Source organism: Exiguobacterium sp. s22 (assembly GCF_018617455.1).
Lineage (GTDB): Bacteria > Bacillota > Bacilli > Exiguobacteriales > Exiguobacteriaceae > Exiguobacterium.
Map to the genome: position 1 here is coordinate 41,819 of NZ_JACSKD010000006.1, position 25,014 is coordinate 66,832.

21 protein-coding genes are annotated in these 25,014 nt (G+C 46.7%); 10 read left to right on the forward strand and 11 right to left on the reverse strand.

Annotated features, from left to right (window positions below; genetic code table 11):
• Nucleotide 1: 1 nt before the first annotated feature.
• Both KNO94_RS10870 and KNO94_RS10875 read right to left on the reverse strand, forming a co-directional pair.
• Nucleotides 2–700, reverse strand: coding sequence for a CpsD/CapB family tyrosine-protein kinase (locus KNO94_RS10870; RefSeq protein WP_214779592.1), 699 nt, complete (start codon nt 698–700; stop codon nt 2–4).
• Nucleotides 666–1,424 (reverse strand): YveK family protein, encoded by a 759-nt coding sequence (locus KNO94_RS10875; protein WP_214779594.1) that lies wholly within the window; start codon nt 1,422–1,424, stop codon nt 666–668. Before KNO94_RS10875 ends, KNO94_RS10870 begins: the two co-directional genes overlap by 35 nt.
• A 499-nt stretch (nt 1,425–1,923) precedes the next feature.
• Here KNO94_RS10875 and KNO94_RS10880 point away from each other — a divergent pair, with 499 nt between their 5' ends.
• Genes KNO94_RS10880 through KNO94_RS10900 form a run of 5 tightly spaced genes read left to right on the forward strand, consistent with a single transcriptional unit; the run spans nt 1,924 to nt 8,819 of the window.
• Nucleotides 1,924–2,991, forward strand: a complete 1,068-nt coding sequence (locus tag KNO94_RS10880; RefSeq protein WP_214779596.1) for a glycosyl hydrolase lipoprotein — start codon at nt 1,924–1,926, stop codon at nt 2,989–2,991.
• A complete protein-coding gene (locus KNO94_RS10885) occupies nt 2,972–3,829 on the forward strand; it encodes a GGDEF domain-containing protein (protein WP_214779598.1) in 858 nt (285 codons plus the stop codon). The genes KNO94_RS10880 and KNO94_RS10885 overlap by 20 nt, the downstream gene beginning before the upstream one ends.
• A complete protein-coding gene (locus tag KNO94_RS10890; RefSeq protein WP_214779600.1) occupies nt 3,819–5,510 on the forward strand; it encodes a DUF2334 domain-containing protein in 1,692 nt (563 codons plus the stop codon). The genes KNO94_RS10885 and KNO94_RS10890 overlap by 11 nt, the downstream gene beginning before the upstream one ends.
• Before the next feature lie 2 nt (nt 5,511–5,512).
• Nucleotides 5,513–6,760: a glycosyltransferase family 2 protein gene (locus KNO94_RS10895; RefSeq protein ID WP_214779602.1), complete on the forward strand. Its 1,248-nt coding sequence runs from the start codon at nt 5,513–5,515 to the stop codon at nt 6,758–6,760.
• Between the two features lie 13 nt (nt 6,761–6,773).
• On the forward strand, nt 6,774–8,819 hold the full coding sequence (locus KNO94_RS10900; RefSeq protein WP_214779604.1) for a cellulose biosynthesis cyclic di-GMP-binding regulatory protein BcsB: 2,046 nt from the start codon (nt 6,774–6,776) through the stop codon (nt 8,817–8,819).
• Between the two features lie 82 nt (nt 8,820–8,901).
• On the opposite strand, the gene KNO94_RS10905 is transcribed toward KNO94_RS10900, so the two are convergent.
• The 5 genes from KNO94_RS10905 to KNO94_RS10925 form a co-directional block, all read right to left on the reverse strand.
• Complete coding sequence (locus tag KNO94_RS10905; RefSeq protein WP_214779606.1) at nt 8,902–9,867, reverse strand: aldose epimerase family protein; 966 nt, start codon at nt 9,865–9,867, stop codon at nt 8,902–8,904.
• 36 nt (nt 9,868–9,903) lie between these two features.
• On the reverse strand, nt 9,904–10,671 hold the full coding sequence (locus KNO94_RS10910; RefSeq protein WP_214779608.1) for a tyrosine-protein phosphatase: 768 nt from the start codon (nt 10,669–10,671) through the stop codon (nt 9,904–9,906).
• 6 nt (nt 10,672–10,677) lie between these two features.
• A complete protein-coding gene (locus KNO94_RS10915; protein ID WP_214779610.1) occupies nt 10,678–11,883 on the reverse strand; it encodes an alpha-amylase family protein in 1,206 nt (401 codons plus the stop codon).
• Nucleotides 11,884–11,971: 88 nt separating this feature from the next.
• Nucleotides 11,972–12,895, reverse strand: a complete 924-nt coding sequence (locus tag KNO94_RS10920) for an LCP family glycopolymer transferase (protein WP_214779612.1) — start codon at nt 12,893–12,895, stop codon at nt 11,972–11,974.
• Nucleotides 12,896–12,996: 101 nt separating this feature from the next.
• Nucleotides 12,997–13,842, reverse strand: coding sequence for a YihY/virulence factor BrkB family protein (locus KNO94_RS10925; protein ID WP_214779614.1), 846 nt, complete (start codon nt 13,840–13,842; stop codon nt 12,997–12,999).
• Nucleotides 13,843–13,968: 126 nt separating this feature from the next.
• Between KNO94_RS10925 and gnd the strand changes: the two genes are divergently transcribed.
• Complete coding sequence (gene gnd / locus KNO94_RS10930; RefSeq protein WP_214779847.1) at nt 13,969–14,853, forward strand: phosphogluconate dehydrogenase (NAD(+)-dependent, decarboxylating); 885 nt, start codon at nt 13,969–13,971, stop codon at nt 14,851–14,853.
• 36 nt (nt 14,854–14,889) lie between these two features.
• On the opposite strand, the gene KNO94_RS10935 is transcribed toward gnd, so the two are convergent.
• A complete protein-coding gene (locus KNO94_RS10935; protein WP_214779622.1) occupies nt 14,890–15,504 on the reverse strand; it encodes a flavodoxin family protein in 615 nt (204 codons plus the stop codon).
• A gap of 119 nt (nt 15,505–15,623) precedes the next feature.
• Between KNO94_RS10935 and KNO94_RS10940 the strand changes: the two genes are divergently transcribed.
• On the forward strand, nt 15,624–16,607 hold the full coding sequence (locus KNO94_RS10940) for a metallophosphoesterase family protein (protein ID WP_214779624.1): 984 nt from the start codon (nt 15,624–15,626) through the stop codon (nt 16,605–16,607).
• A 5-nt stretch (nt 16,608–16,612) separates the two neighbouring features.
• Here the strand turns inward: KNO94_RS10940 and KNO94_RS10945 are convergent, their stop codons facing one another.
• From KNO94_RS10945 to KNO94_RS10955, 3 genes are all read right to left on the reverse strand, one after another.
• Nucleotides 16,613–18,175 carry an FMN-binding glutamate synthase family protein gene (locus KNO94_RS10945; RefSeq protein ID WP_214779626.1) on the reverse strand — a complete coding sequence of 521 codons (1,563 nt, stop codon included), beginning with the start codon at nt 18,173–18,175 and terminating at the stop codon, nt 16,613–16,615.
• Between the two features lie 54 nt (nt 18,176–18,229).
• Nucleotides 18,230–18,616, reverse strand: coding sequence for a hypothetical protein (locus KNO94_RS10950; protein WP_214742016.1), 387 nt, complete (start codon nt 18,614–18,616; stop codon nt 18,230–18,232).
• 83 nt (nt 18,617–18,699) lie between these two features.
• Nucleotides 18,700–19,548, reverse strand: a complete 849-nt coding sequence (locus KNO94_RS10955; protein WP_214779628.1) for a MurR/RpiR family transcriptional regulator — start codon at nt 19,546–19,548, stop codon at nt 18,700–18,702.
• Nucleotides 19,549–19,714: 166 nt separating this feature from the next.
• Here KNO94_RS10955 and KNO94_RS10960 point away from each other — a divergent pair, with 166 nt between their 5' ends.
• The 3 genes from KNO94_RS10960 (at nt 19,715) to KNO94_RS10970 (ending at nt 24,823) form a co-directional block, all read left to right on the forward strand.
• Nucleotides 19,715–22,165, forward strand: a complete 2,451-nt coding sequence (locus KNO94_RS10960; RefSeq protein ID WP_353047846.1) for a bifunctional diguanylate cyclase/phosphodiesterase — start codon at nt 19,715–19,717, stop codon at nt 22,163–22,165.
• Nucleotides 22,166–22,536: 371 nt separating this feature from the next.
• Nucleotides 22,537–23,742, forward strand: a complete 1,206-nt coding sequence (locus KNO94_RS10965) for an MFS transporter (protein ID WP_214779633.1) — start codon at nt 22,537–22,539, stop codon at nt 23,740–23,742.
• A 271-nt stretch (nt 23,743–24,013) separates the two neighbouring features.
• On the forward strand, nt 24,014–24,823 hold the full coding sequence (locus KNO94_RS10970; RefSeq protein ID WP_214779635.1) for an RNA-guided endonuclease TnpB family protein: 810 nt from the start codon (nt 24,014–24,016) through the stop codon (nt 24,821–24,823).
• Nucleotides 24,824–25,014 lie beyond the last annotated feature (191 nt).

Below are 25,014 nucleotides of genomic sequence, written 5' to 3' on the forward strand. Positions count from 1 at the left end.
CTTACTCGTACGCGTAATACGTATGCGTGTCCCGAGAAGAACGTTTATTGAGAACGAGCCCGAGAAGATGAGATCCAGTCCGTTCCAACTGTTCTTTCGCCTTCAGGACGAGTTGACGATCGGAGTTCTCACATCCGATGACGAGAATCGTTCCATCGGATACATTTGCCAAAAGACGGGCATCCGCGACATGCATCATCGGTGGTGTATCGACAATCACGATATCGAACTGATTGCGTAAATCACTAAGGACGTCGGCCATACGCGACGATGCGATCAATTCCGTCGGATTCGGTGGAATCGGACCAGCCGCCAACAACGTGAGTCGTGGAATGTCGGTTTTTTGCAGTGCATGATCGAGCGAGACGCGCCCTGCCAATACAGTCGATAGACCCGCATGCGCCGACAACTGGAACGTTTGATGTGCAGTCGGCTTACGCATGTCGCAATCAATGAGGACGACGTTTTTACCAAGCTGTGCATAGACGACACCTAAATTGGCGGCGGTCGTCGACTTTCCTTCCCCAGATGAAGCAGACGTGATGGTGATCATCTGGAGTTTATGCCCGACGGACGTGAACTCTAAATTGGTTCGAATCGTGCGATACTGCTCTGAGATCGGAGATTTCGGATTCGACAAGGTGACGAGGTCACGCTTTTTATAATCAAGACGATTGGCGTTCTTTTTTCGACCGAACATGCGAAACGTCTCCTTTCACTTGGGGTGTCGGTTCTTTCACGTTTTTATGTTTCAAATCGCGTCGTTCAATCGTCGGGATCGACCCGATGACCGGCAAATCGAGTAACCGCTCTGCCTCTTGTTCATTTCGAATCCGTTTATCGAAGACGTGTCGCAACAAGCCGATAAAGCCACCAATCAAGAAACCAACGAATAGACCGAGTGCGGTGTTGATCATGACATTCGGTGAAATCGGGGCTTCCGGCACTTCGGCAGGTGACAAGACGCGAACGTTGTCGATGTTCATCAAATCCGGAATCTCATTGACGAACACCTCACTGATCACATTCGCCGTTTCCGCTGCCACGACCGGATCGTTTGCGGTAACGAACACATTGATGACTTGTGACTCCTCTTCACTTTCTACGGTGAGTGCATCCGAGAGCGGGTCTGGCGCGTTCGGCACTTGTTCTTTGACCTTCTCAAGAACGGCCGGACTCTTCATGATGACGCGATACGTATTGACGAGTGAAAGTGAGGATAATACTTCCGAGCTGTCTACGCGGTTGTCATTTTGTTGCGTAACGAGTAGAACTTGTGTGGACGCCTCATATTTAGGCTGAATGAATGAAGTGCTCAAGTAGTATGCGAGGAGTCCGCCGAGTACCATACTCACGAACAGCAACCATCTACTCTTTTTGAGCACTTCCACGAGATCGCCCACGATCGTCGTTTGTTCCTTCATGTCGATTTCCTCCCTATAGACAGAGTGAATAGGCGCAGGTTAACTGTAGTACCTTCTTACCCCCTTCATCTTGACAATCGAAAAGAAGGGTTTATCATTTTTTCGCAACATCATGTCATGATGCCGTTCCGCATTCTTCTTTTTCGTTGCAGTCATGAAGAAAAAAATAAAAAAGCGAGGGACGAAACCCTCACTTTTTACATACATCGCTGATATGACTTGAATACGTGATGTAATGATCTTCTTTGTACGAAACACTCTGTCAAAGAAACGAAAATCTAATATGCGCTCATTCTCTTTTATTACTTAAAACTGATGGAAGAGTTGCCGATATCTAGTATAATTATCAATCATTAATATTTTTATGAAAATAATATTCAAATACCTAAAAAAGACATATATTAAACTATTTAATCCATATAGGTGCATATATTTATCAATAAAATGGGTAATTTACATTTATAGTATGATGCTATTTTATTTTTATAAGGGGCTATCTATGCGACAACTCGTTTTTCTTTCAGCGGCATTATTTTTAACTTTGACTGGATGTTCCAATGAAAATCCGCCTTTAAAGTCATATGAGAGTAAATTTGCAACGGAATCATTCGTTCGAAAACATTTATTGACCGAAAAAGGGCTCATTCGAACAAATATCACGAATCGACAACATGAATTTTTATCTGAATCTCTCGGTCTTTATTTACTTTTTTTAGTAAACCAAAAACGCAAAGACGAATTCGACAATCAAATTGATATTTTTAAACGCAATTTTCTAGATGAATCTGATTTAGTCAGTTGGCGTCTTGAACAAACAAGTGATGCCATCATAGCAAGCCCAGTAAACGCTTGGATTGATGACGCACGGATCATTCATGCATTATCAAAAGCAGCAGAAGTGTTTAACGAACCTTCCTATGCAAAGTTAGCAGAAAAAATCTCAACATCCCTCGCAACTAAAGGAGTGAAAAACGGCCTTCCCGTAGACTATGTCGATTTAACAACGAATGAGACCGGGGATGTCTTGACTCTTAGTTACTTAGATGAAGCAGCTTTACGCTATATGTCTTCTTCGAATCATTTGTATCTTAATAGCAAACATCTTCTCGAAGAAGCACCTTTGCAAGGGCCTTTTTTCGCCAAGTCATATTCGATATCTGACCAAAAGTATCACTTCGATGATGAAATCAACATGATTGACCAACTTTATGTTGCCATTCGATATGAACAATTCAATCTGGAAACTGACGTTTTTTATGATTTTTTTAAAGAACAGTTCAATCAAGGTCTCGTTTACGGGCGATACAATCTTGACTCTAAAGAACCTACTGTAAACTATGAATCGCAGGCCGTATACGCATTAGCTATTTTTTATTTACTCGAACGTGACGAAAGGGAATTTGCTGAGACAATTATGGAACATTTAAAGACGTTTATGATTTCAGATTCGTCATCCGAATACTACGGTGGATACATTGACGTATCGAACAAAGAAACTCATTCGTTTGATAATTTATTACCTTTACTAGCAGAAGGAGGACTTTTAGATGGATACCTCATTCCTTAAAACAAGTCTCATCAGTTTACAATTCGGTATTTTATTGATTGCTGTCGCTATATTATTTACCTACACACCTGATTTAGGAAATGTACAGACTGAAGGAATTCTATTACTCGCATTGGCCGTCTTTATTAGTTTGTTTGCAGGTATCCGTGCTGGACTGTTCTCTGCACTGTTCATCTTATTTTTGTTCGGAAGTCTATATTTTTGGAACATGTTTTTTAGACCTGAAGACCAAACTTTTCTTTTTTCAGAAGCAACGCTCTTTCATTTTGGTCTTTGGTTAATTGGTCTTGTCATTTTAAGCGGCAGTATTTATGAACGAATCAATCAATTGGGTCAAAATAATCATATACTACAAGAAAAAATAAGACGTCTTGTCGCAATCGATGATGAAACAGGACTAGATAATGAAGACCGATTCGAACTTGAACTCCAACTAGAAATCGATCGGACGAACCGTCACGGGGAATCGTTTACCGTTCTCCTTTACCAAATTGATCATTTCACTGAATTTAGAAAACTATACGGAGCTGATGAGTCCACTCGTTTCTTAGAATTTTTCAGCGAACGTTTGCATCAGTCGACTCGAACTACAGATAAAAAATTTAGAATTTCCACAGAAGAGTTTGCACTGATTTTGCCCTATGCTTCTGAAGAAAATATGCAAATCATATTAAATCGATTTAAAAAAATGATTGGCGATTATGACATTTCAAATGGCAAAACGGTCTCATTCACTAATCATATTGCTCACTATACCGTTACAAAAGAAGCTGGGATTGAATCACCGGATGATGTCCTTGGTTTAATGAGAAATGAGTTGAAGAGTTATGCGCTATAAAGTATTAATCGTTCTGTTTGCGCTACTTTGTTTTCCGCATGTCACGCATGCAAACAGTCCAAACGTCACGATTGTATATAGTTCTACCTCAAACGATGTTCCTCCGGAAGTTCATAAACTTGATGCACTGGTCTCTCGTTTTTCTGAAAACATTCACATTCTTCGAGATACAGAAGTGACAGAAACTTCTTTTAAAAAGACAAGTCACCTTTTTTACTTTGGTTTAAATCCCGCGACGATTCCATCATCTACTCGTAAACAAATCAATGAGTCAAACGCTGCACTTTATGGAATTGGATTTAACGCAAATCAACTTAAAGCATTTGAAAAAATTGACGCAATTCGAATGCAGGGTGTTTCAACATTTTATCAAGAACGGACTGACACAAATCTGACTTTTGAGTTAGCCGATACAGTTTTCTCTGTAAACAATCAAGTAGCAACTGTACATGCACGTATTGCACAGAGAGATAAAGAACAGCCCACAATCATTCAACTCAATGAACATTTTTATTCTGGTATTTATAACCTATTAAATCGTTCCTCTCTACTCTTAGCTGATAGTTTGTACGATTTTTTTGAAGTAGAAGTAAAACAAGAACACCTCGGATATATACGTCTAGAAGATGTTAATCCAAGTACGGATTCAAAATTACTTGAAGAAGTCGGGAATTATTTACTCGATCACAACATCCCAGTCCTATTAGCAGTCATTCCGATATATGTCGATCCAGATAGTGGACAAAATGTTCACTTCACTGATCGCCCCGAATTGCTTGATGTCATGAAGAGTCTTGAAAATCGTGGAGCTTCCGTCATCTCTCATGGATATACTCATCAATATCGCTCCTCCGAAACAGGTGAAGGATTTGAGTTTTGGGATGTCGAGAACAATCAACCTATTCTAACACCTTCAGATGAGGAACATATTCTATTAAAACCAAAAGAGGCTTTTAGTAATACGAAGGAATATAATGCCTATTTAAGTGAAGTTTTAGACGGAGAAACATCCTACATTCAATCAAAACTAACAAATTCCATTCAAGAACTGGTTTCTTTAGACCTCCATCCTTTAGGTTTTGAAGCACCGCATTATACGATGTCTCATTCAGGATACGAGGTAACTGCAAATTATTTTTCAAACGTATTTGGTCAAGTTCAATGGAGTAATACCGACTGGGAAGTTATGGGGGTTACCCCCTATGTATCAAAACCTTCGTTATTACACGGGATGACGTTGTACCCTGAAACCATTGGGTATGTAAGAACTGATTTACCAAGACCTGTTGACGAAATGCGTCGAGCTCGCGATGAATTAATGCTTGTTCGAGAATCCATGATTGGAGGATTCTATCACCCGTATATCGGCATGGAGCATTTGGCAGATCTTGTAGATATGATGGAATCTACACCTGGCTTCCAGTGGTTAAATTTACGTAATCAAAATGAGTGGGTCCGTACAGATGATGTGTCAATTCAAACCTCAAACGGAACGATATCTCTTCAAGACAATCGTTCCCCTATATGGAGTCAGTTAAAATTGCATATGCCAAACTCGTTTCTTGAAAAATCACTTTGGGCTCTAGCGATCATCACGTTTACTGCCGTACTGATGTTTCTAATCTATACCCTCTATCTTCGCACGCAACGTAAAAAACGATTATTTAAGGAGCGTGGTTAATCATGGCAAATGTACTCTTCCTGTTCTCTCTCGTCATGATTTGGACGATGCTTCTATACCACATGTTTTTAATGCAAGGTGGGTTTTGGCACTTCATGACGTTTCGTGATCCAATCTCTGAGTGGTCTAAAAACATGAAAGACCTACCTAAAGTCTCTGTCTTAATACCTGCACACAATGAAGCTGTGGTCATTGCTGCTACGCTTCGGGCAATGGCTCGTATCGCTTATCCGCATGACAAACTTGAAGTCATTTTAATCAATGATAATTCATCTGACCGAACAGGAGAAATCGCCCAACAGTTCGCCGACAAATATTCTTTTATTCATGTTGTACAAACTACACCTGCTTATGCGGGTAAAGGCAAATCTTCTGCTTTAAATTACGGATTGACACAATCTACCGGTGATGTGCTCGTCGTATACGACGCAGACAACACACCCGAAAAAGATAGTGTCTATCATCTCGTGATGGGTCTATTAAATGACCCTCATGCAGGAGCAGTTGTCGGTAAATTCCGAGTTACCAATGCATATGAAACATTGCTGACTCGTTTGATCAATATCGAGACCATCTGTTTTCAATGGATGGCACAAGCAGGTAGATGGAAGTGGTTTAATATTGCCACAATTCCTGGAACCAACTTTGCCATCCGTCGTTCCATTATTGAAGAGCTTGGCGGTTGGGATGAAGCAGCGTTAGCAGAAGATACCGAACTCACGATTCGGGTCTATGAACTTGGTTGGCATATCCGATTCTTCCCTGCCGCAATCACATGGGAACAAGAACCTCAAACATTAAAAGTTTGGTGGAAACAACGAACGCGTTGGGCACGCGGGAATCAATACGTTGTTCTCAAATTCATGCGTCAATTATTTTCGCTGAAACGAAAGAAAATCGTTTTCGATATCATTTACTTTTTTTTCACTTATTTTTTATTCTTCTTTGGCGTGATTCTGTCGAATAGTCTATTTGTGATTAATTTGTTTGTTGATATCGGTTTAGAAGTTGGAAATATCACATTGATTTTATGGATTCTCGCATTTTTACTATTTGTGACCGAAGTGTTCGTCACACTCAGTATCGAACGCTCCGAATTTAATGTGCAGAATTTCTTTACCGTTATTCTGATGTACTTCACGTACAGCCAATTGTGGATTGTGCTTGTCATTTACTCGCTTTACCTGGAAATGAAGCGCGTGCTATTTAATCAAGAAGTCAAATGGTATAAAACCGACCGATTTGACTGAGGAGGAGGATTTTATGAAACCTTATATGCCTTACTTACTAAGTACATTCTTGTTATTATCGACAACTTCTGTTGAAGCAGCTACTGAATTACGTTCCTCACTACCGATTGATTCGACAAATGAAGCAGGTGAACGCTTATTGACGACAAGTGATGAGGTGTTACCTGGAGAAACATCTTCTAGAACCTATACGTATACTCTTCTAGGAAATGAAAAAGCAGATTCGACTAAATATTTATCTCTTGATTGGGAGCATTCTGAATTGTTAATTCCCCCGTCTGCTCTAACAATCGAAATTGACGGTGAACCCCTCAAATCTGTTGCATTAACGAAAAAGTCATCACAAGGAAATGTGAAGATCCCATTACAGAACGAACACTTAACAAAAGGCACACACGAAGTCACTGTTCAATTCACGGGTATTACAGAAGGCAGGATGTGCGACACAGGTAACACATCTGGTAGTTGGTTTACTGTTCGCCCTTCTAGTGTAGTATCTATCGGGAACCAATCTGAACTCTCACTAAATGATTATCCAAGTCCTTTCACACAAACAACGAATCAGAAGTTAACTGTCGTGCTACCAGATTTACCTGATACCATGTCATTAGAGGCAGGACTTCTGCTTTACCGCCAGTTGCAGGGGGATGCCACAGATCCAGATAACGTATCTCTTCAATATGAACAACAACTAAAAGCATTGAATGGACGATATCTATTTGTTGGGCAGACTGATTCATTTACGGGTCCGGTAAAGGATTTAATTAAAAATCTTGAATCTCTTCCAACAGAAGAAGAGGTTTTGTTCGAGCAAGCTCGTTTAACTGATAAAGATGCAGCTATCGATGCAATGTTCGTACTTGCCGAAGATTCTCATGCTTTCGAAGGAACTCTGAATCATCTCCTTCTTGTTCAACAAAGGCAACAATTGAATGGTGACCGATTAATCTTATCCAGTTCACCATCTATTCAAGAGAACGGAAATATGATTACGTTACAAACACTTGGCGCCTCAGATTTGATGCTAAGTGGCAGTGAAGCAATGAGTCCAAACTATTATTATCCGTTACCGGCTATCGATAAAAAATCTGTAGTGGAGCTAGATATTCGCTTTAAAGCTTCAGAAAACTTAATGCCGGCTCAAAATGGTGGTTCTGCTCCTGAATTGATTGCTTGGGTAAATGGTGTCCCTCATTCTATCCCTTTAACAGGACTAGATGAAGAGAATGAGTGGCAACATCATACGATTCAAGTTGATGCATCGACCTTAAAAAAAGCGACGTTCTTAGATGTGTCGTTCGAAGCAAATGGACTTCGCTCAGATGCACCATGCAATACGAACGACTTGGAGCGTTGGATGTTTATCTCTAGTGACAGTCAAGTTACGCTCCCAACAAGCAATGAACAAGCAAACAATGAAGTCTTTTTAAATATGGCTAGCCTGTTCTCAACAGATTCAGGTGTCCTATTCGTCATTCCTGATGATTCGAATATTCAGTCACTACAAAACTTGGCCGATGTGATGAGCGGAATACCTGTTACTCCTTTAACAGAGCAAGTCGAATTTGTACGTTCTAGTGATGTAACCGAAGATATGGTGACAGATCGATCGATTTTCTTAATAGGGAATCCGGAACAAAGTCCACTCTTTAACGAGCACAAGGAAGATTGGATTGTGACGAAGAACAATCAAATTGACTTAGCACAATATGGGTTCATTCCTGAAACGTCTTCTGAGTATGCATGGATCCAACCTTCACCTTGGAATGATGAAAAAGCAATGATTGTTGTGTCAACTCAAAATTCGATTGATTCAACACTTATTGAAACGCTAGCTTTTCCAAATGAAACCTTTAGTGTGGCAGTGAAGAATCAAAATGGCGCTATTTTTACAAATAGTTCAAGTATCGCTAATGAACTCTCGAATAATCAAGAAACATCTAGTGAAGAGTCTTCCAATTCAATAGACTCTACATGGTATTTTGTCGGCTTCATTGTATTAATCGTCCTCATTATTGCCATTCTCTTATATATGAGACGCAATAAAAAAACATCTTAATCCTCTATTACGTACCGCTTAATAGATATGCAAAGTATAAGAAAGGTCATCTCCTTCGTTTAGAACAAGGAGATGACCTTTCTTATTGCTCCACCCCAAATCGATACACTGTCCGAGAATGATACAGTTCACCCGGCTTCAGCTCGATTGAGGTCGCGATGTCCGGATGATTCGGAGCGTCCGGATACGCCTGTGCCTCGAGACAAATCGCACTATGTTTCTGTCGACCATCGAGCGTCACGGGCGTCTCTTCACTCAAAAAATTCCCTGTATAGACGACCATGACGGGTTGATTCGTCTCGACCGCCATCGTCCGTCCGCTCACCGGGTCATGTAGCCTCGTCTCCCCGTCCTTCAAAATGAACGGATGATCGAGACCGCTCGCCCGTTCAATCGCCTCGTCTCCCGATTCGAGCGCCTCTCGGACCGCTTTACCCTCTCGGAAATCAAACGGGGTCCCGCTCACATCCCGCAACTCCCCTGTCGGCAGCGATTCCGCATCGAGCACGCCGACCGAATCCGCTGGTAGCGTCAGCTCATGGTCATGGATGGTCGGGCGTCCCCCGAGATTGAAGTAGTTGTGATGGTTCAAGTTGACCCACGTCAGTTGGTCCGTTTCCGCCGTCATCGTGACGATCAGTTCATTGTTATCTGTCAGTTCATATAACACTTTGAAGAAGACGTTTCCAGGATATCCTTCTTCCCCGTCTGGACTGAGATACGTGAACTGGATGCACTGTTCGTCGGCATCCATCTCCCAGTGACGGGCTGTGATGCCTTTGTCGCCTCCGTGGATATGATGGGGCGCCTCGCTTGGGGTCAAGGCGACGCCATCAATTTCCGCGTTGCGAATTCGTCCGGCGATCCGTCCGACGACCGACCCGAGATAGACGGGATTTTCTAAGTACTGAGAGACATCCCCATATTTTAAGATGACCGAGTCGAGCTTGCCGTTCCGGTCCGGGGCCGTCAGTTCCGTCATCGCACAGCCATAGTCGATGGCGGATAGTCGCATGCCGTTGGTGTTTTGAATCGTCGCTTGTTTCATGCCATCACCTTTCTAACCCGTCATCGGGCAATTGATTTACCACTTCCAACGCCCACGCCAATTTTTCTCTGGCAAATGGGGTGGGTTCGCCGCAATCGGTTCATCCGCTAAGATATGTTCTGTGAAGCGGAGCTGCTGTTGCCACATCTCTTCTCCTAGTTCGTTGATGATTTCTTGCCTTGCCGCGAGCCAATTAAAATCACGATGTTCCACGTTATGTGCATCCGAGGCAATGATTTGACTTAATCCGTTGCTAATAAACGAGAGCGCGAGTTCACGTACTTGTCTCCCGAACTGTCCCGTCAAACTGCTTGTCGTCACCTGTGACAGGGCACCCGATGATACGAGATGATGCAATTTTTCAGGATGAAGGGCGAACTCACCATTCCGCTCCGGATGCGCGATGACCGGAACGTATCCAGCCGTTTGCAATTGAAAAAATAAAGATTCGGTATAGGCCGGTACACTTTGACTCGGCAATTCTACGAGCACATAGCGGGATCCGGCGAGCGAGTGTGCCTCCCCAGACTCAAGTGCCTCGACCAACTCCCCAAAGATTCGAATCTCTTGGCCGACATACAAGGTCAATGAAATTCCTTCTTCATCGAGTCGTTGTTGCAGTTGCGCGACTTCTTGGGTCACGTCGTGATGTTGTGTCTCAAAGTACGGATGATACGCATGGGGTGTCACGACAATCGATGTCACCCCTTCTTCCACTGCGCGTCTTGCGAGTTGAAGCGACGCTTCGATTGTGCGCGGTCCGTCATCCACCTCAGGCAACAAATGACAATGTACATCAATCATGAGGATTCACTCTCCAATATGTGATTGTTTTAACCAAACGTATTCAAAAGGATCCAGTGTCACGTTCGTCATCCATTCTTCTGTAAAAAGACTTGTCCCTTCACAATCGGTTTGTATCGTGTCTTCACTCATATTTGTGAGCAGGAGAAGCGTCTCCTCTTGATGCTTCCGCTTGAGAGCAAAGACGCGCCGGTCGAGATTCACGACTTCTTGACTCACATACGGTGAAAAGGCAGGATGTAGCCGTTTGACATTGAGTTGACTCAACACACCTTCATAAATACGGAGACGGTCCGGATCACGTTTCAACGTTTGAATCAACTCTTCTTGTTCGATCGGTTGTGCCACTCCAAAGAGCGTGCGGTAATCAATCAACGGGATTCCCTGCAGCGACAAGAGCACGCTATGGGCGGCAAGGATGACATCCGGATCCTCATTCATCAGATTTTTTTCGAACGGATCACGTTCCGCAGAAGAGAGGAAGTTGAAGTATGTTTGATCCGCTCTCAGTGGATGGACCTGTCTCGCCCAATCACCTAGACGTGTCACATCCGACTGCGCAAACGCTAAAATCACATGACTCGATAAATCAAAGTGACAGACGACGTCCGCCTCTTCCTCATAAGGGAAAGAATCCTCGACACGTTCATGGGCGACGATGAGTTGCGCATTCGGTTTGTACGCATGTATGACCGTTCTCCATAATTTTAGAATCTGTTTGATTCGTGTCGGTTCCATTCCTCGAAAGGATTCGACATGGACGCGGATTTTTGTCGCTCCATACGCCAACCGTTCAATCAGTGCATCCGTTTCGACAATCACATCAAATTGACTGTTGTTGTACGCCTCAGGCAGCATTTCGTAAATCAAATCAAACTCGTCCGTGAAACGTCCCAAATCTTCAAATAGTTGCACGCGCGCATCAAGCGCTGTGTCATTTTGTCTTGTTTTGTATGGAAACAAAGAGACCAAATAGAGATCACTCACTGTCGTTTGGACATGGTCGGACAATAGTTGATGGAGTGCTTCTAGATTGGCTCGTCCGTCCGTCAGGATAAAGCCTGCATCCATTAACATTACGTTCGTTTTTTCAGAAGGGCGTTCATGGTCGTGCCAGTTGTGATTCGACCACTTCTCAAACAACCGCTCCCATTTTTGTTGCGACGTGTCCCCGAATTCGTGGAGCACTTCTTCAATCGCTTCCCATTTCATGGCTCATCCCTCCTTGGCATCTCTTTATTTCTCCCACTTTCTCATCTGTTTGAAACACAAAAAAACCGCCTGACTTCCGTCAGACAGTTCACTCCATCAATCGCTTCAATTCGCCTCGTACGCTATTTAACGAGGAGGCGTTCGGATGCCAATAATAGATGCCGTCTTCTTCTAACCCACCCGATCCCTCTAGGCGTAAGACGCTCGCATTGCGGAACGCATTCATGTAATCCGTTGATAAGGAAACGAATTCATTCAGTTCGATATTCGTCTTCGCCTGATCACCGACGACATCAAGAATCGCCGTCACTTTGTCGAGTGAGAAGTCGGTTCGTCCTTTTTCAATGATGGCGGCGACGACATCACGTTGACGTTCTTGACGTCCGAAGTCACCATTCGGGTCGTTATAACGCATCCGCGTATAATCGAGTGCCGCGTCACCGTCTAACGTCACTTCACCGACGGGGAACGTGTAATCTCCTGTCGAGAACGCAAAATTATTCATCACCGTAATGCCTCCGAGCGCATCAACGACATCGCTGAACGCCTCCATATCTGTCTCAATGACATAATCAATCGGGATATCGAGAAGGTTCTCGACCGTGTTCATGGCCATTTCGGCTCCACCGAACGCATACGCATGATTGATTTTATCCTGTGTCCCTTTCCCGACAATCTCCGTCTTCGTGTCCCGAGGAATCGAGAGCATCGCGCCTTCATCGAGTTCCGGATTGAGGGTCAATACGATGATCGAGTCACTTCGTCCTTGCTCGGTGCCTCGACGGTCAATCCCGAGCAATAGGATTGAAACCGATTCTTTTCGTTCAATGGTCTCGACCTGTTTCCGTTCCTTACTAATCTTTAAGTTGTCATTCACTTGTGTTACGGTGTCATCGACTTCTTTTACCATCGACCAGACGAACGCGCCACCTGTGATGAGCACTAAGGCCATGACGCCTGCTACAACCCCTAGTACGATTTTCCACTTTGATGGTTTACGATGTTTCGCCATGTGGCCACACCTTCTTCCGTGAAATAGTACTAATTTATTCCCATGCCACGGGTTGTTTTAAAGCATGTTTACAAAGAATAATCACGATATCCCTTTTTTTGTTACGGGAAATGGGTCCTGATTGGTTGGCGAGTCATATGGTAGGGCCAGGCTGCATTGATTTCTGCCCCAATGAGCATCGTCGCAGCCGTCAGATAGAGCCAAATTTGTAGCAGGATGACCGCACCGATCGTGCCGTATGTATCCCCGAAAATCGAGAACCGTTCGACATACACACTGTAACCGGTCGACAGCAATTGCCACGCGATGACCGCGAACACGGCCCCGGGAAGTGTTTCGACGAATCGCACTCGCTGCTGGGGCGCGATTTTATAAAAGAGTGAGAACGCGATAATCAAGATGATGGTCGAGACCGTGTAACGTGTCAGGGTCGACAATCGGTCAAACTCTTCCACTCTAGGGTACAAGGCGTAAATCAGGTCCACAAACTCCTGCCCAAATAGATGAAAAACGATCAAGATGACCGCACCGATACTTCCCGCTAAAATTGCGAGTAGACCAATGAATCGGCGGAATATGTAGCCACGCGCTTCCGTTTCCCCATACGCGAACACCGTCAGTTTGACGAGGCGCGCCGTTCCGTTTGAGGCGGACCAGAAGGCTATGATGGCACTGACCGATAATAATCCGCCATTCAAGTTTCCGCTCACATCATAGACGATGGACAACAGTTCGCGAACACTCGAACCCGGAATGAGCGTTTCAATCTGTTCGATAAGGAGCGCATCATCGATTTGAAACCACGCCATCACGGCGAAAAGGACAAAAAACGTTGGAAAGATGGCTAAAAACCAGAAAAAGGCCAATGTCGCACTATAATCATTAATATGATGATCTTTGAATCGATGTCTGACATCTACCGCCAATCGAAATAAACGTTCTCCCATCGCCGCACCTCCTGTCTGTAGTGATTCCTTATATCATTCTACACCCTCGTCCACCTGTCCTTTTGAGCAATCGTTATTTCGGGTATGCCCTATAGAGGACTAAATCTTACAAATGGGGTGGAACGAATGGAAATCGGAATGATTGGACTTGGCAAGATGGGGCTGAATTTAGCTTTAAATTTGACGGACAATGGGCATCGCGTGCTTGGGTATGACCCGGGAAACGTGTCGACGAGTCAATTTGAGACGAAATCGTCATTGGAAGAAGTCGTCACTGCACTAAAAGCGCCACGTGCCATTTGGGTGATGGTACCAGCAGGTGATGTGACCGAAAACGTTTTGAATGACTTGTACCATCTTCTCTCCCCAGGTGACATCGTCATCGACGGAGGGAACTCGAACTATAAAGAGTCGATGCGACGTGCCGAGCACTTTAAAGAAAAATCGATTTACTTCTTCGATGTCGGGACGAGCGGTGGGATGGATGGGGCTCGTAACGGAGCCTGTACGATGATTGGCGGCGACATGGAGGCGTTCGGGAAAATCGAGCAACTGTTCCAAGACGTTTCGACCGATCACGGCTATCTGTACGCGGGACCGAGCGGAAGTGGTCACTTCTTGAAAATGGTGCATAACGGGATTGAATACGGGATGATGCAGGCGATCGCCGAAGGGTTCGAAGTACTTGAAAAGAGTCCGTTCGACTATGACTACGAGGATGTCGCACGTGTGTGGAACCACGGGTCAGTCATTCGTTCGTGGCTCATGGAACTGACGGAGAGTGCCTTCTCCAAAGATGCGAAGCTCGACGACATTCGCGGCGTCATGCATGCGTCGGGTGAAGGCAAGTGGACGGTCGAGACGGCACTCGAGTACGACGTCCCGACGCCCGTCATCGCGCTCTCCCTCATGATGCGTCAACGTTCTCTTCAAGACGATACGTTCTCAGGTAAAGTCGTCGCGGCATTACGAAATGAGTTTGGTGGGCATGCGGTGGAGAAGAAAGAGTAAACGATTAGGGTCTCGACTGATTGTCGAGACCCTTATTTATTCCATCGTATTCCCTTCTGCCGGAATCGGATGATTTTTGAGCATTCTCGCAAAGTGAACGAGGTTATATGCCATCGTCTTCCCGTGAGACTTCGTGAATTCATTTTCTCGTCCGGCGTCAAGATAGGAGTCACCCGGTCCCGCTTCCCCGACCCAGTACGTGTCGACGTTCGGTGGCACAGTAAAACCGATATGGGACAATCCATAAAGAATTGAGGCGCAGGCATGTTTCGCCCCGTCCTCATTCCCCGTGACAACGACTCCACCGACCTTGTTGTAGTAAATGGCCTGTCCTGATTTATTCGTCAGTCCGCTGCCGCCATAAAGACGTTCAATCACTTGGGTGGCGACACTACTCTTCTCCCCGAGCCAAAGTGGTGTCCCAATCACGACAATGTTCGCGGCCTTCACTTTCTCAAAAATCTGTGGCCACTCGTCCCCATCGCCTTCATCTTCCGTCACCCCGAATGCGACGTTGTAATCAACGATCCGAACGATCTCGGTTTCGACGTCGAGCGCATCAAAGTGCGGGATGATGTCACGAATCAATCCTTCCGTATGCGATGTCGTGTCGCCACCTTTTAGCGTACAGTTCAAAAACAAGGCTTTCATCCGATCCCTCCTAAGTAAAATGATGTTCCATTAGATGTTCCCGTTCTCTCCGCTTCTTATTACCTTTCGAAGGATTTTGTTCATGCGAAGCAGAATGCTAGGTTGAGGAGTTGAAACGCATGCCAAAATTTTTACATATTGCCGATTTGCATCACGCTCGCCATACAGGGAACGCGATTCATGCTGAAAGGACAAGCTTTGACATTCAACGAGACAAACTCCAGCAACTCGCATCAGTCATTCGTGAACACGAGATTGCTGCAGTATTGATCGCCGGAGACATCGAGGTCAGTGATTCATATGACCTTATGCCTTATTTAGAAGAATGGACATCTCTTGGTACGTCCATCTATATCGTCTTTGGCGAACATGACGTCAATCGTCATCGTGATAAGGAAGTGTGGGAGACGGTTCCCCACGTCTATTGTTTTGCGGAACCAGGGTATAGATTCGACCCAGCCTTAGGCGCCGGTATATTCGGGGTGAGTTGCACGTCGAACCAGGTCGGATTGATTGAAGTCCTCAATCACATTCCTCCGCTCGAACCATCACACCCTAACCTGCTACTCAGTCACGGGCGTGCAAGTGCTTTTTCGAATACCCGACTTCATCCTCATGCTTTTGCCTATGTCGCGCTCGGCGATTATCATCGGTATAAAGTGATGGAGCGATCGAATACGACAATCGTGTATCCGGGACACCTCTTTTCTGTATGGGATGGTTGCGGCAAAGCCTGGGAAACCGGATATGTCATCGGTTCGATTGATGGTGATACCGTTACACACACGTTTCACGTGTTCCAAGGAGCTCAAACAAGACGCGTTTGCGTGAATCCATTCATTCGTAACGATGACCAGATTCAACTCATCCTCGACAATGTCCCGTCGGTACATGAGAAGTGGGTGAAAGATGACCCGATTTCGATTCAAGAGGTCATTCGTCAGGTTCTTCGCACATCTCCGGATGATTATTTTGTCACCCCTAGTCACGCCAAGTTGCGTCCTCGACGAATGTGTATGCGTGGCCAACGATTGTTAGATGATCCTATACTATTGGAATCGTTCATTCAAAGAAGTTATAAAGCTACTGCTAACACACAGTGAATGTGCTATTTGATTGTTCTCACACGGCCGTCCGGTTCTTGATAAATCACATGTTCCTGAGACAATTCCGTCGGCGAGCGAACGCCTGCCGCAGCCGTCATATTGTACAGTCCTTCCCGGAGCGAGATGATGTAGTTCGTCACCCGAAAGCTCTTCTCATCGACGACGAGGGCCCGCTGCAGTTTCGGGTCGGTCGTCGCCACCCCGACCGGGCAACGATTCGTATGACACACCTGCGCCTGGATACAACCGACATTGAACATGAGCCCGCGGGCAATGTTGACGAAATCCGCTCCGAGGGCGAGGGCGATCGCTACTTTGTCTGCCGTGATGAGTTTTCCCGAGGCAAACAGTTTGATGCGGTCTCGAAGACCATGCTCGATCAGTAGCCGATGAACATACGGGAGTGCCGCTTTCAGTGGCAAGCCGACCGTGTCCGCCAGCTCCTGATACGTGGCACCTGTTCCCCCTTCACTCCCATCGATGGTAATGAAATCTGGCACCTGGCCCGATATGGCCATCTCTTGGACGAACGATTCGATATCTTTCAAATTTCCGACCACGAGTTTGATGCCGACGGGCTTCCCACCGACGTCACGCAATTTCTCGATAAAGGTCAACAGTTCCCCATGGGTATGAAACTCAGAGAATCGGTTCGGACTGTCAATCGTCTCGCCGACTTTCACATGACGGATTTTTGCAATCTCCTCGGTCACTTTAGATCCATCGATATGTCCACCACGGGTTTTTGCCCCTTGTGCGAGCTTCAGCTCGAACGCCTTCACTTGTGGGAGCTTACTTTTTTGTTTAAACGCCTCCACCGAGAAGGTTCCATCCTCATTTCGGACACCGAATAAGGCCGGTCCAATTTGACAGATGATATCCACGTTCCCTTTTAAATGATAGTCGGAGAGCCCGCCCTCCCCTGTATTCATCCACGTGCCACCCGCACGACCGAGTCCGATTGAGAGGGCCGTGATCGCCTTATCCCCGAGCGACCCGAAGCTCATCGCTGACTGCCCGACGAGCCCGCGGACATGGAACGGTTCCCGACAGGTCCCTTCCCCGATGATGACCGTATCTTCTTCTTTTAAGAGATAGGGTGAGATGTCACGTTCGACGAGATGTTCTTTTCGGGTGAAGAGATTATCTTCATCGAGCTCATACACCCATGTCGCCACTTTCGTTTCATTATCGATCCGCAGCTCATTCCGATTCGTCGGATAGAGGGCGTTTTGAAGATAAAACCCACCCGACTCAAAATCACGTTCCGAGCCGAATCCGATGATGCGCGACTTGTATTTCCCCGCAATGACCGCTGCTTCATAGTCGTTCCGTGAGAATGGTTTCGCTTCATTATCGTTTAAGAATAGATACTGCCGTAACTCGGGTCCCATCTTCTCGAACATATACCGGAGTTTCCCGAGAATCGGGAAGTTACGGAGGACAGAATGTTCACGTTGGTTTCGGTCACGACGCCACAAATAAAGCAGGAGTAGCGGTGGGGTTGTCATAATCAGTAGCAATAGTATGAGTAAAATCGTCAACATCGCTGTATTAAAAGACATTCCTTCTCCTCCTTTTTCCGAGACGAAAACACCTTGTCGTCAAACAAGGTGTCGTCAATGATTCGGGATGGTGATCCCATCAAATTGTTCATTTCGGCAAAGCGTGATCGCTTGCATCGCCAACTTATAATCCTCTTCCGGTAATGCAATCAGTTCAGTGGGAAGAACCCATTCTTTTGAGTTATATAAATGGATGACAAGTTTAGCAAGTACAAACTCTCGTTTATCAAACGTATTGTCATCGATAATCGTTGAGGTGCGAATCTTACCTGATTCAAGATCCATGTAAGGAAGTAGGCATTCACGTATATGTTCATTTCCCGCAATCACATACAGGGCGGCGAAGTATTCTCGACCGGTACTGCCGGGATCCGTGAGCCGTTGTGCCAACCGTTTGAACTCGTTGTAGTGGTCGGAAGATAAAAAATCAATGTGGTTCATCGGTCCACCTTCTCTCTCTAAGCCTCACTTTGCTCTCAAGGTTTATAATTTCCACCTTTTTGTAGAAACTAATCCTATTTCGCTTAGATTCGGCGCATCGAGATGGCTTCTCGCATTTGTTGAAGCGATACACGGGCCGCCTCGCCCCGGCGCATCATGACGGCTGTGAACAAGGCATCGATGAGACTCAGCTCAGCAATTCGGGAAGCGAGCGCCTCCGAGCGAAATGCCGTCTCTTGAGATACGGTATAGAGCGACACGTCCGCCAGTTTCGAGAGAGGGGACTTCGCATAGTTCGTGATGGCGACCGTCGGCACACCCTTCTCCTTTAAGAGTTTTGCGATATCGAGCGTTTCTTTCGAAGCACCCGAATGGGAGATGACAACGGCGATGTCTTCTGTCGTCAATTGTGAGGCAGACATCAACTGCATATGTGACTCGAGGATGGCGCTCACTTGTAGCCCACTTCGGACAAATTTATGATACGCATCTAACGCGACGACGGCCGACCCCCCGCTCCCGAAAAATTCGATGCGACGTGCATTGAGGAATAGCTCGACCGTCTTTTCAAGAGAGGAAGCCTCTAGAATCTGACGCGTCGACTCGATCGTCTTCCCGTTCGTCGAAAAAATTTTCTCTGCAATCTCGAGCACGCTGTCCGTCTCCGTGATGTCTTCATGGATATCTTGGAGCGGAGCGACGACATCCGAGGCGAGCGCGATTTTAAGCGCCTGATAGCCTTTAAACCCGACACGCTGACAAAAGCGGAACACGGTCGATTCGGCGACATCGAGGTCGTCTGCCACTTGATTGATCGTATGATGAATGATTTGTTCTGGTTGTTTCAAAATATAATCGGCAATGCGCTGTTCTTTCTTGCTCAGTGTCGAATAGGCGCCACGAATGCGGGCCGTCCCGTTCATCGTTTCCATCAAGAATCACCCTTTCTCTTCTTCACTTAACGATACCGTTTCGAAAAAAATTCCGCAATGTGTGATTCATGCAAATGATTGACCCACCTTACAAAAGTAAGCAAGAAGCGCCGTTCGCGAATGTGCTACTCTAATAAAGCACTTTTTCATTCACTCTTTGTACCATTTGAAATCGAAAGGACTGTTTCTCATCGAACATCACCTGAGTAGCTCGTACAACTTACCACTCGTCATTCTCTCTATCGCCGTCGCCATCTTTGCTGCCGGTGTCGCTCTCGATATTAGCAGTCGTTTGAAATATGCGAAGCACGCCTCTCGACTCAGCTGGGTCGCAGCGGGAGCTTTCAGTCTCGGACTCGGCATTTGGGCGATGCACTTCATCGGCATGTTGGCATTTCATCTTCACGCTGACGTGACGTATCACCTCGGTATCGTGCTCTTATCCATCTTGCCGGCCGTCGTCGCCTCCGGTCTCGCTTTTTGGATCATCAGTCATCCGGAGACGCGTCCGACGCAGCTCGTCTTTGGCGCCTTCTTAATCAGTGTCGGGGTCGTTTCGATGCACTATATCGGGATGGAAGCGATGCAGATGAACGCGATTCTTACCTACGACCCGGTCATGTGGATCGCTTCTGCCATCGTCGCCTTCATAGCTTCACTCGTCGGACTATACATTCTCTTTTATATCCCAAACGTCTCCCGCTTCCATTGGCGTCGTCTTGCTAGTTCGGTCTTGATCGGGGTCGCCGTTTCCGGCATGCATTACGTTGGGATGGGCGCGGCTCGTTTCACACCGATGAGCGGAGGAATGCAACCGGTCAATGGATACTCGGTCGATAGTACCCTCCTCGCCTACGTCATTGCGGCGAGCGTGATGACCTTATTTGTGATCATGTATATCTCACTCCGAACGGCCTCTCAACTTGAGGCACAATCTGAAGAACTCGAGATGAAGTTCGAATCCATCATCGAGTCAGCCTCTGATGCGATTATCGTTGCCGACCATACCCGGGTCATTCTCCAATGGAATCAAGGGGCTACCGACTTATTCGGCTACACTTACGACGAGATGATCGGGCAATCGATTGTCGCTATCATCCCGGAACGCTTCCGTGACGCGCATGAGCGCGGGATGAAGCGTTATGAAGCGACAGGTGAAAAACGCGTCATCGGTCAGACGGTGGAATTGATTGGATTACGAAAAGACGGCGTCGAAGTCCCGATTGAAATGTCACTCGGCACGTGGAAGACAGAGAAAGGCCTGTTCTTTAGTAGCATCATCCGTGACATCAGTGAACGGAAACGGATCGAGGCACAAATCAACGACCTCGTCTATTTGGACCCGCTCACGGGACTTCCGAACCGCCGCCTGTTCAGCGACCGGCTCGATGCCCTGCTTGGACAAGGTCAATCTGAACAGTTTGCCTTGTACTATATCGATTTAGACAACTTCAAAGTCATCAACGACCGCTTCGGTCACTCCATCGGAGACCAATTTTTAAAACAAGTGACGACCCGCATCCAGTCGACGATTCAAAAATCGGACACGCTCGCCCGTCTCGGTGGAGATGAGTTCATCATCTTGTCACCGCATACGAAAAGTAACCTCGCGGCCCATCGTGCGCAAGAGCTAATCAACGTCCTGAATCCTCCGTTCGAGCTTGAACATGAAGAGGTGTTCACGGGTGCCTCGATCGGCATCAGTCTCCATCCGTCCGACGGCGATACGGCCGAGGAATTGATTAAGAACGCTGACATCGCCATGTATCGGGCGAAAGCGGACGGCAAGAATGGGTATCAGTTCTTCACGAATGAATTGAATGAGTCCGTCTCCCGCCGCTCCAACTTATCGATGGCACTACGGAAAGGTATCGGACGCGGGGAGTTCACCGTACACTATCAACCGCAAATCCAACTAGAGACTGAAATGGTCATCGGCATGGAAGCGCTCGTTCGCTGGAATCATCCAGAGTTCGGGATGATTTCTCCTGGGGAGTTCATTCCGATCGCTGAAGAGACAGGAAGTATCCACCGCCTCGGCGAGTTCGTTTTGAATGAGGCGTGTCGCCAAAATAAGGCATGGCAAGATGCAGGGATTCCTCCGTTCCGGGTCGCCGTCAATATCTCGGCCATCCAGTTCGCTCAAAAAGATTTACCGGAAGTCGTCAGTCGTGCTCTCGCCGCATCCGGTCTCGAGGCGCAATATTTAGAGCTTGAGTTGACCGAGAGCGTCATTCAAAGCGCGGAACGTGCCATCGAGACGATGCATGAACTCGTCGCCCTTGGGGTCCATCTCTCCATCGATGATTTCGGAACCGGGTATTCATCTCTCAGCTATTTGAAGCTGTTCCCGATTGACACGCTCAAGATCGACCAGCACTTCACGAAAAATATCGAGAGCGACGAGAAGGACGCGGCACTCGTCAAAACGATCATTCGGATGGCGCACGAGCTCGACTTGAACGTCATCGCAGAAGGTGTCGAAACAGCGCATCAAGTCGCCTTCCTGAAAGCCGAATCATGTAATCAGGCGCAAGGATATTTTTACAATCGTCCGTTGCCGGCTGAAGAAATCGAAGTCTTCTTCCAACAATATAAGAAAGCATCATCGAGTTGATTCATTCGACCTCCATGACGGGGGTCGATTTTTTACTAGGATTTTGACGATTGCTGAGTCACACCGAGCAATGCGCACAGGTTACCCGACACCTCTCGATGATTGGAAAATTGTTGCCTGAAAATGACGAGCTATTTGAGGGATCTTTCGCCCATAGCTTTAAAACGATGAAGACGACACAATAAAAATGACCTCCGATGATTATCTCGGAGGTCATTTTACAAACATACGTTCGTTTTATAGTACAACGCAAACAAGCGCCTATATATTCGCTTTTTCTATTTTTAGTCTAGCAAATCCCGCAACATAAGTCTATTCTTTCTCTCCACGACCTCTTACATTAAAGAGAGACTCTTGAAAGGAGCATATCTATGGAATTATACCGTTGGGACCTCAATCTGAAAGTCCGCTTATTCGGCGAAGGCTTATTCAACCTCTTGTTTTGGATGTACTTTCCATTCATCACCGTCTATTTCGCCCGGACGCTCGGTGTCGAGCTAGCCGGACTACTCATGGCCGTGCCACCGTTGTTCCTGCTAGTCGGCAGCTTGATTGGCGGTTCGCTTGCAGATGAGATTGGTCGCCGCCCCGTCATGCTCGCCGGGACGTTCTCACAAGGTTTCCTATTCCTCGTTTTCGCTTTATCAACGAACGCCTATGTCGATTACATCACCTACATCAGCATCGGTTTTATGGGTGCCATCTACAAACCGGCCAGCTCGGCGATGGTCGCCGACCTCGTTCCGGCTGAACATTTACGAAATGTATTCGCGACGTTTATGGCATCGAACAATATCGGTGCTGTTCTCGGTCCGCTTCTTGGTGCGGTCCTCTTTTTCGAGTATCGTCAGGCGCTCCTCCTCGGCTGCGCCCTTGTTCTTTTTGGTTACGGGGGTTTGCTCGCGGTTCTAACCAGTGAGACACGACCGGTCTCGACCGAGAAGACGGTCGCAACGACATTTTTCACCCAAGGGCGGTCGTATGCGACGATTTTGATTGACCCGCTTTTCCGCCTCTATCTGATTGCTGGCGTATTCGCCTTAATCCCAATCATGCAGCTAGACGTGTATTTACCTGTCTATTTGATTGAACAAACTCCGGCCACGTTCAACGTCTCGAATACAGTCTTATTCGGCTGGCTCGTCGCATATAACGGCCTCTTGTTCGTCGTCTTCATCATTCCTGTCACACGTGTGTTTCGGGCGTGGGACGAACGGCGTGTTTTACTATTGTCGACTTTCCTAGGAGGTTTCGGAACGTTTCTCGTCGCCTTCTCATCAAATATCTGGTACTTGCTCATCGTCACGACCATGTTCACGTTCGGGGAGCTGATTCGTTCTCCCGTCAGTCAGAGTTTCGTTAGTCACTATGCACCGATCGAGTCACGTGGACAATACCTCGCGACCGATACGCTCCAAAACACAATCGGCAAGTTCCTCGCACCGGTGACGGTATTTGCATCAGGATTTCTCTCCCCGCTCGCTGTGTTCACACTCATCTTACTGTCGGCACTCATCGGTATGGGGCTGTATGCGAAGCTATTTGACAGGCTGAACCAAATGAAAGTTTCGTCTTAAGGTTACCGCAATCACTTTGTTACTAATCAACGCCTGTATCGCATTTCGGGAATTTTATTTAACAAAAGTAGGCGAGAATTCTCCCTCCTCTAAGCGTCTCGGGGCGAAGCCCAGCGTAGGTGGGAGATGAATCGCCCGGTCCAAAAGTCTTATCTCCCTATGACAGATATAACGAACAAAAGTTCGTGATTCCGTCAGAGTCTCCCTCCCCCTCCGCGGGTATCGGATGAGGAAGACACATCACGATCCTCGGAAGGGAGGAGGGACGGACATGCTGAAAGGCTACAAATACAGGCTCCACCCGACGCCTGTACAGGCCGAGTTCCTCATCAAGACGATCGGCTGCGCCCGATTCATCTACAACAAGCTACTCGAGGACCGCATCGCCATCCGCGAGGAGGCGAAAACGGGGAGCGGAACGAGACGGAAACCGGCGACGGTCTCGATGACTAAGACAGGCAAGTTCTTCATCTCCATCCTCGTCGAACAGGACGATGCACCATGGATTCCAGTCGAGCACAAAGTCGGAATCGATCTCGGCCTGGAACATTTCGCCGTCATGACGAACGACGCGATGGTCTCGGAGAAGATCGAAAACCCACGTTTCCTTCGTAAGTCCGAAGAAAAGGTCAAGAAGGCACAGCGCGCGCTGTCACGCAAGAAGATCGGAAGCAAGAATCGTGAAAAAGCCAGGCTGATCCTCGCCAAGAGACACGAGAAAATCGCCAACCAACGCAAGGACTTCCTTCACAAACTGTCGAGACGGATCGTTGACGAGAACCAAGTCATCGTCGTGGAGACATTGACATCGAAGGACATGATGCAAAACCATAAGCTCGCCAAGTCCATCGGGGATGTCAGCTGGCATGAGTTCGTCCGTCAACTCGAGTACAAATCAAACTTCTACGGACGGACGCTCATCAAGGCAGATCAATGGTTCGCATCGACCCAGATCTGTTCCATTTGCGGAGCAAAAGGCGAGAAGAAGACGGTGGATGTCCGTGAATGGACGTGTGCCCGTGGCGCGCACCATGACCGTGACATCAACGCGAGCCTCAACCTATTGATGTTGGCCGACTGACAACCATTCAGGGCAGGGACTACCCGACGAGCTTGGTCCATAACCGTGGCTGGTAGGAGCACGGTCTTCCCAAGAAGCTCCCACTTCAATTTGTGAAGCAAACAAGTGGCGAGTAGTTCACTCTCAAAGATTGATCGTTCGTTCTTGTGTTCTTGTATCTATATAAGAGTGCCTGTCCGTCGTCCCGCCTA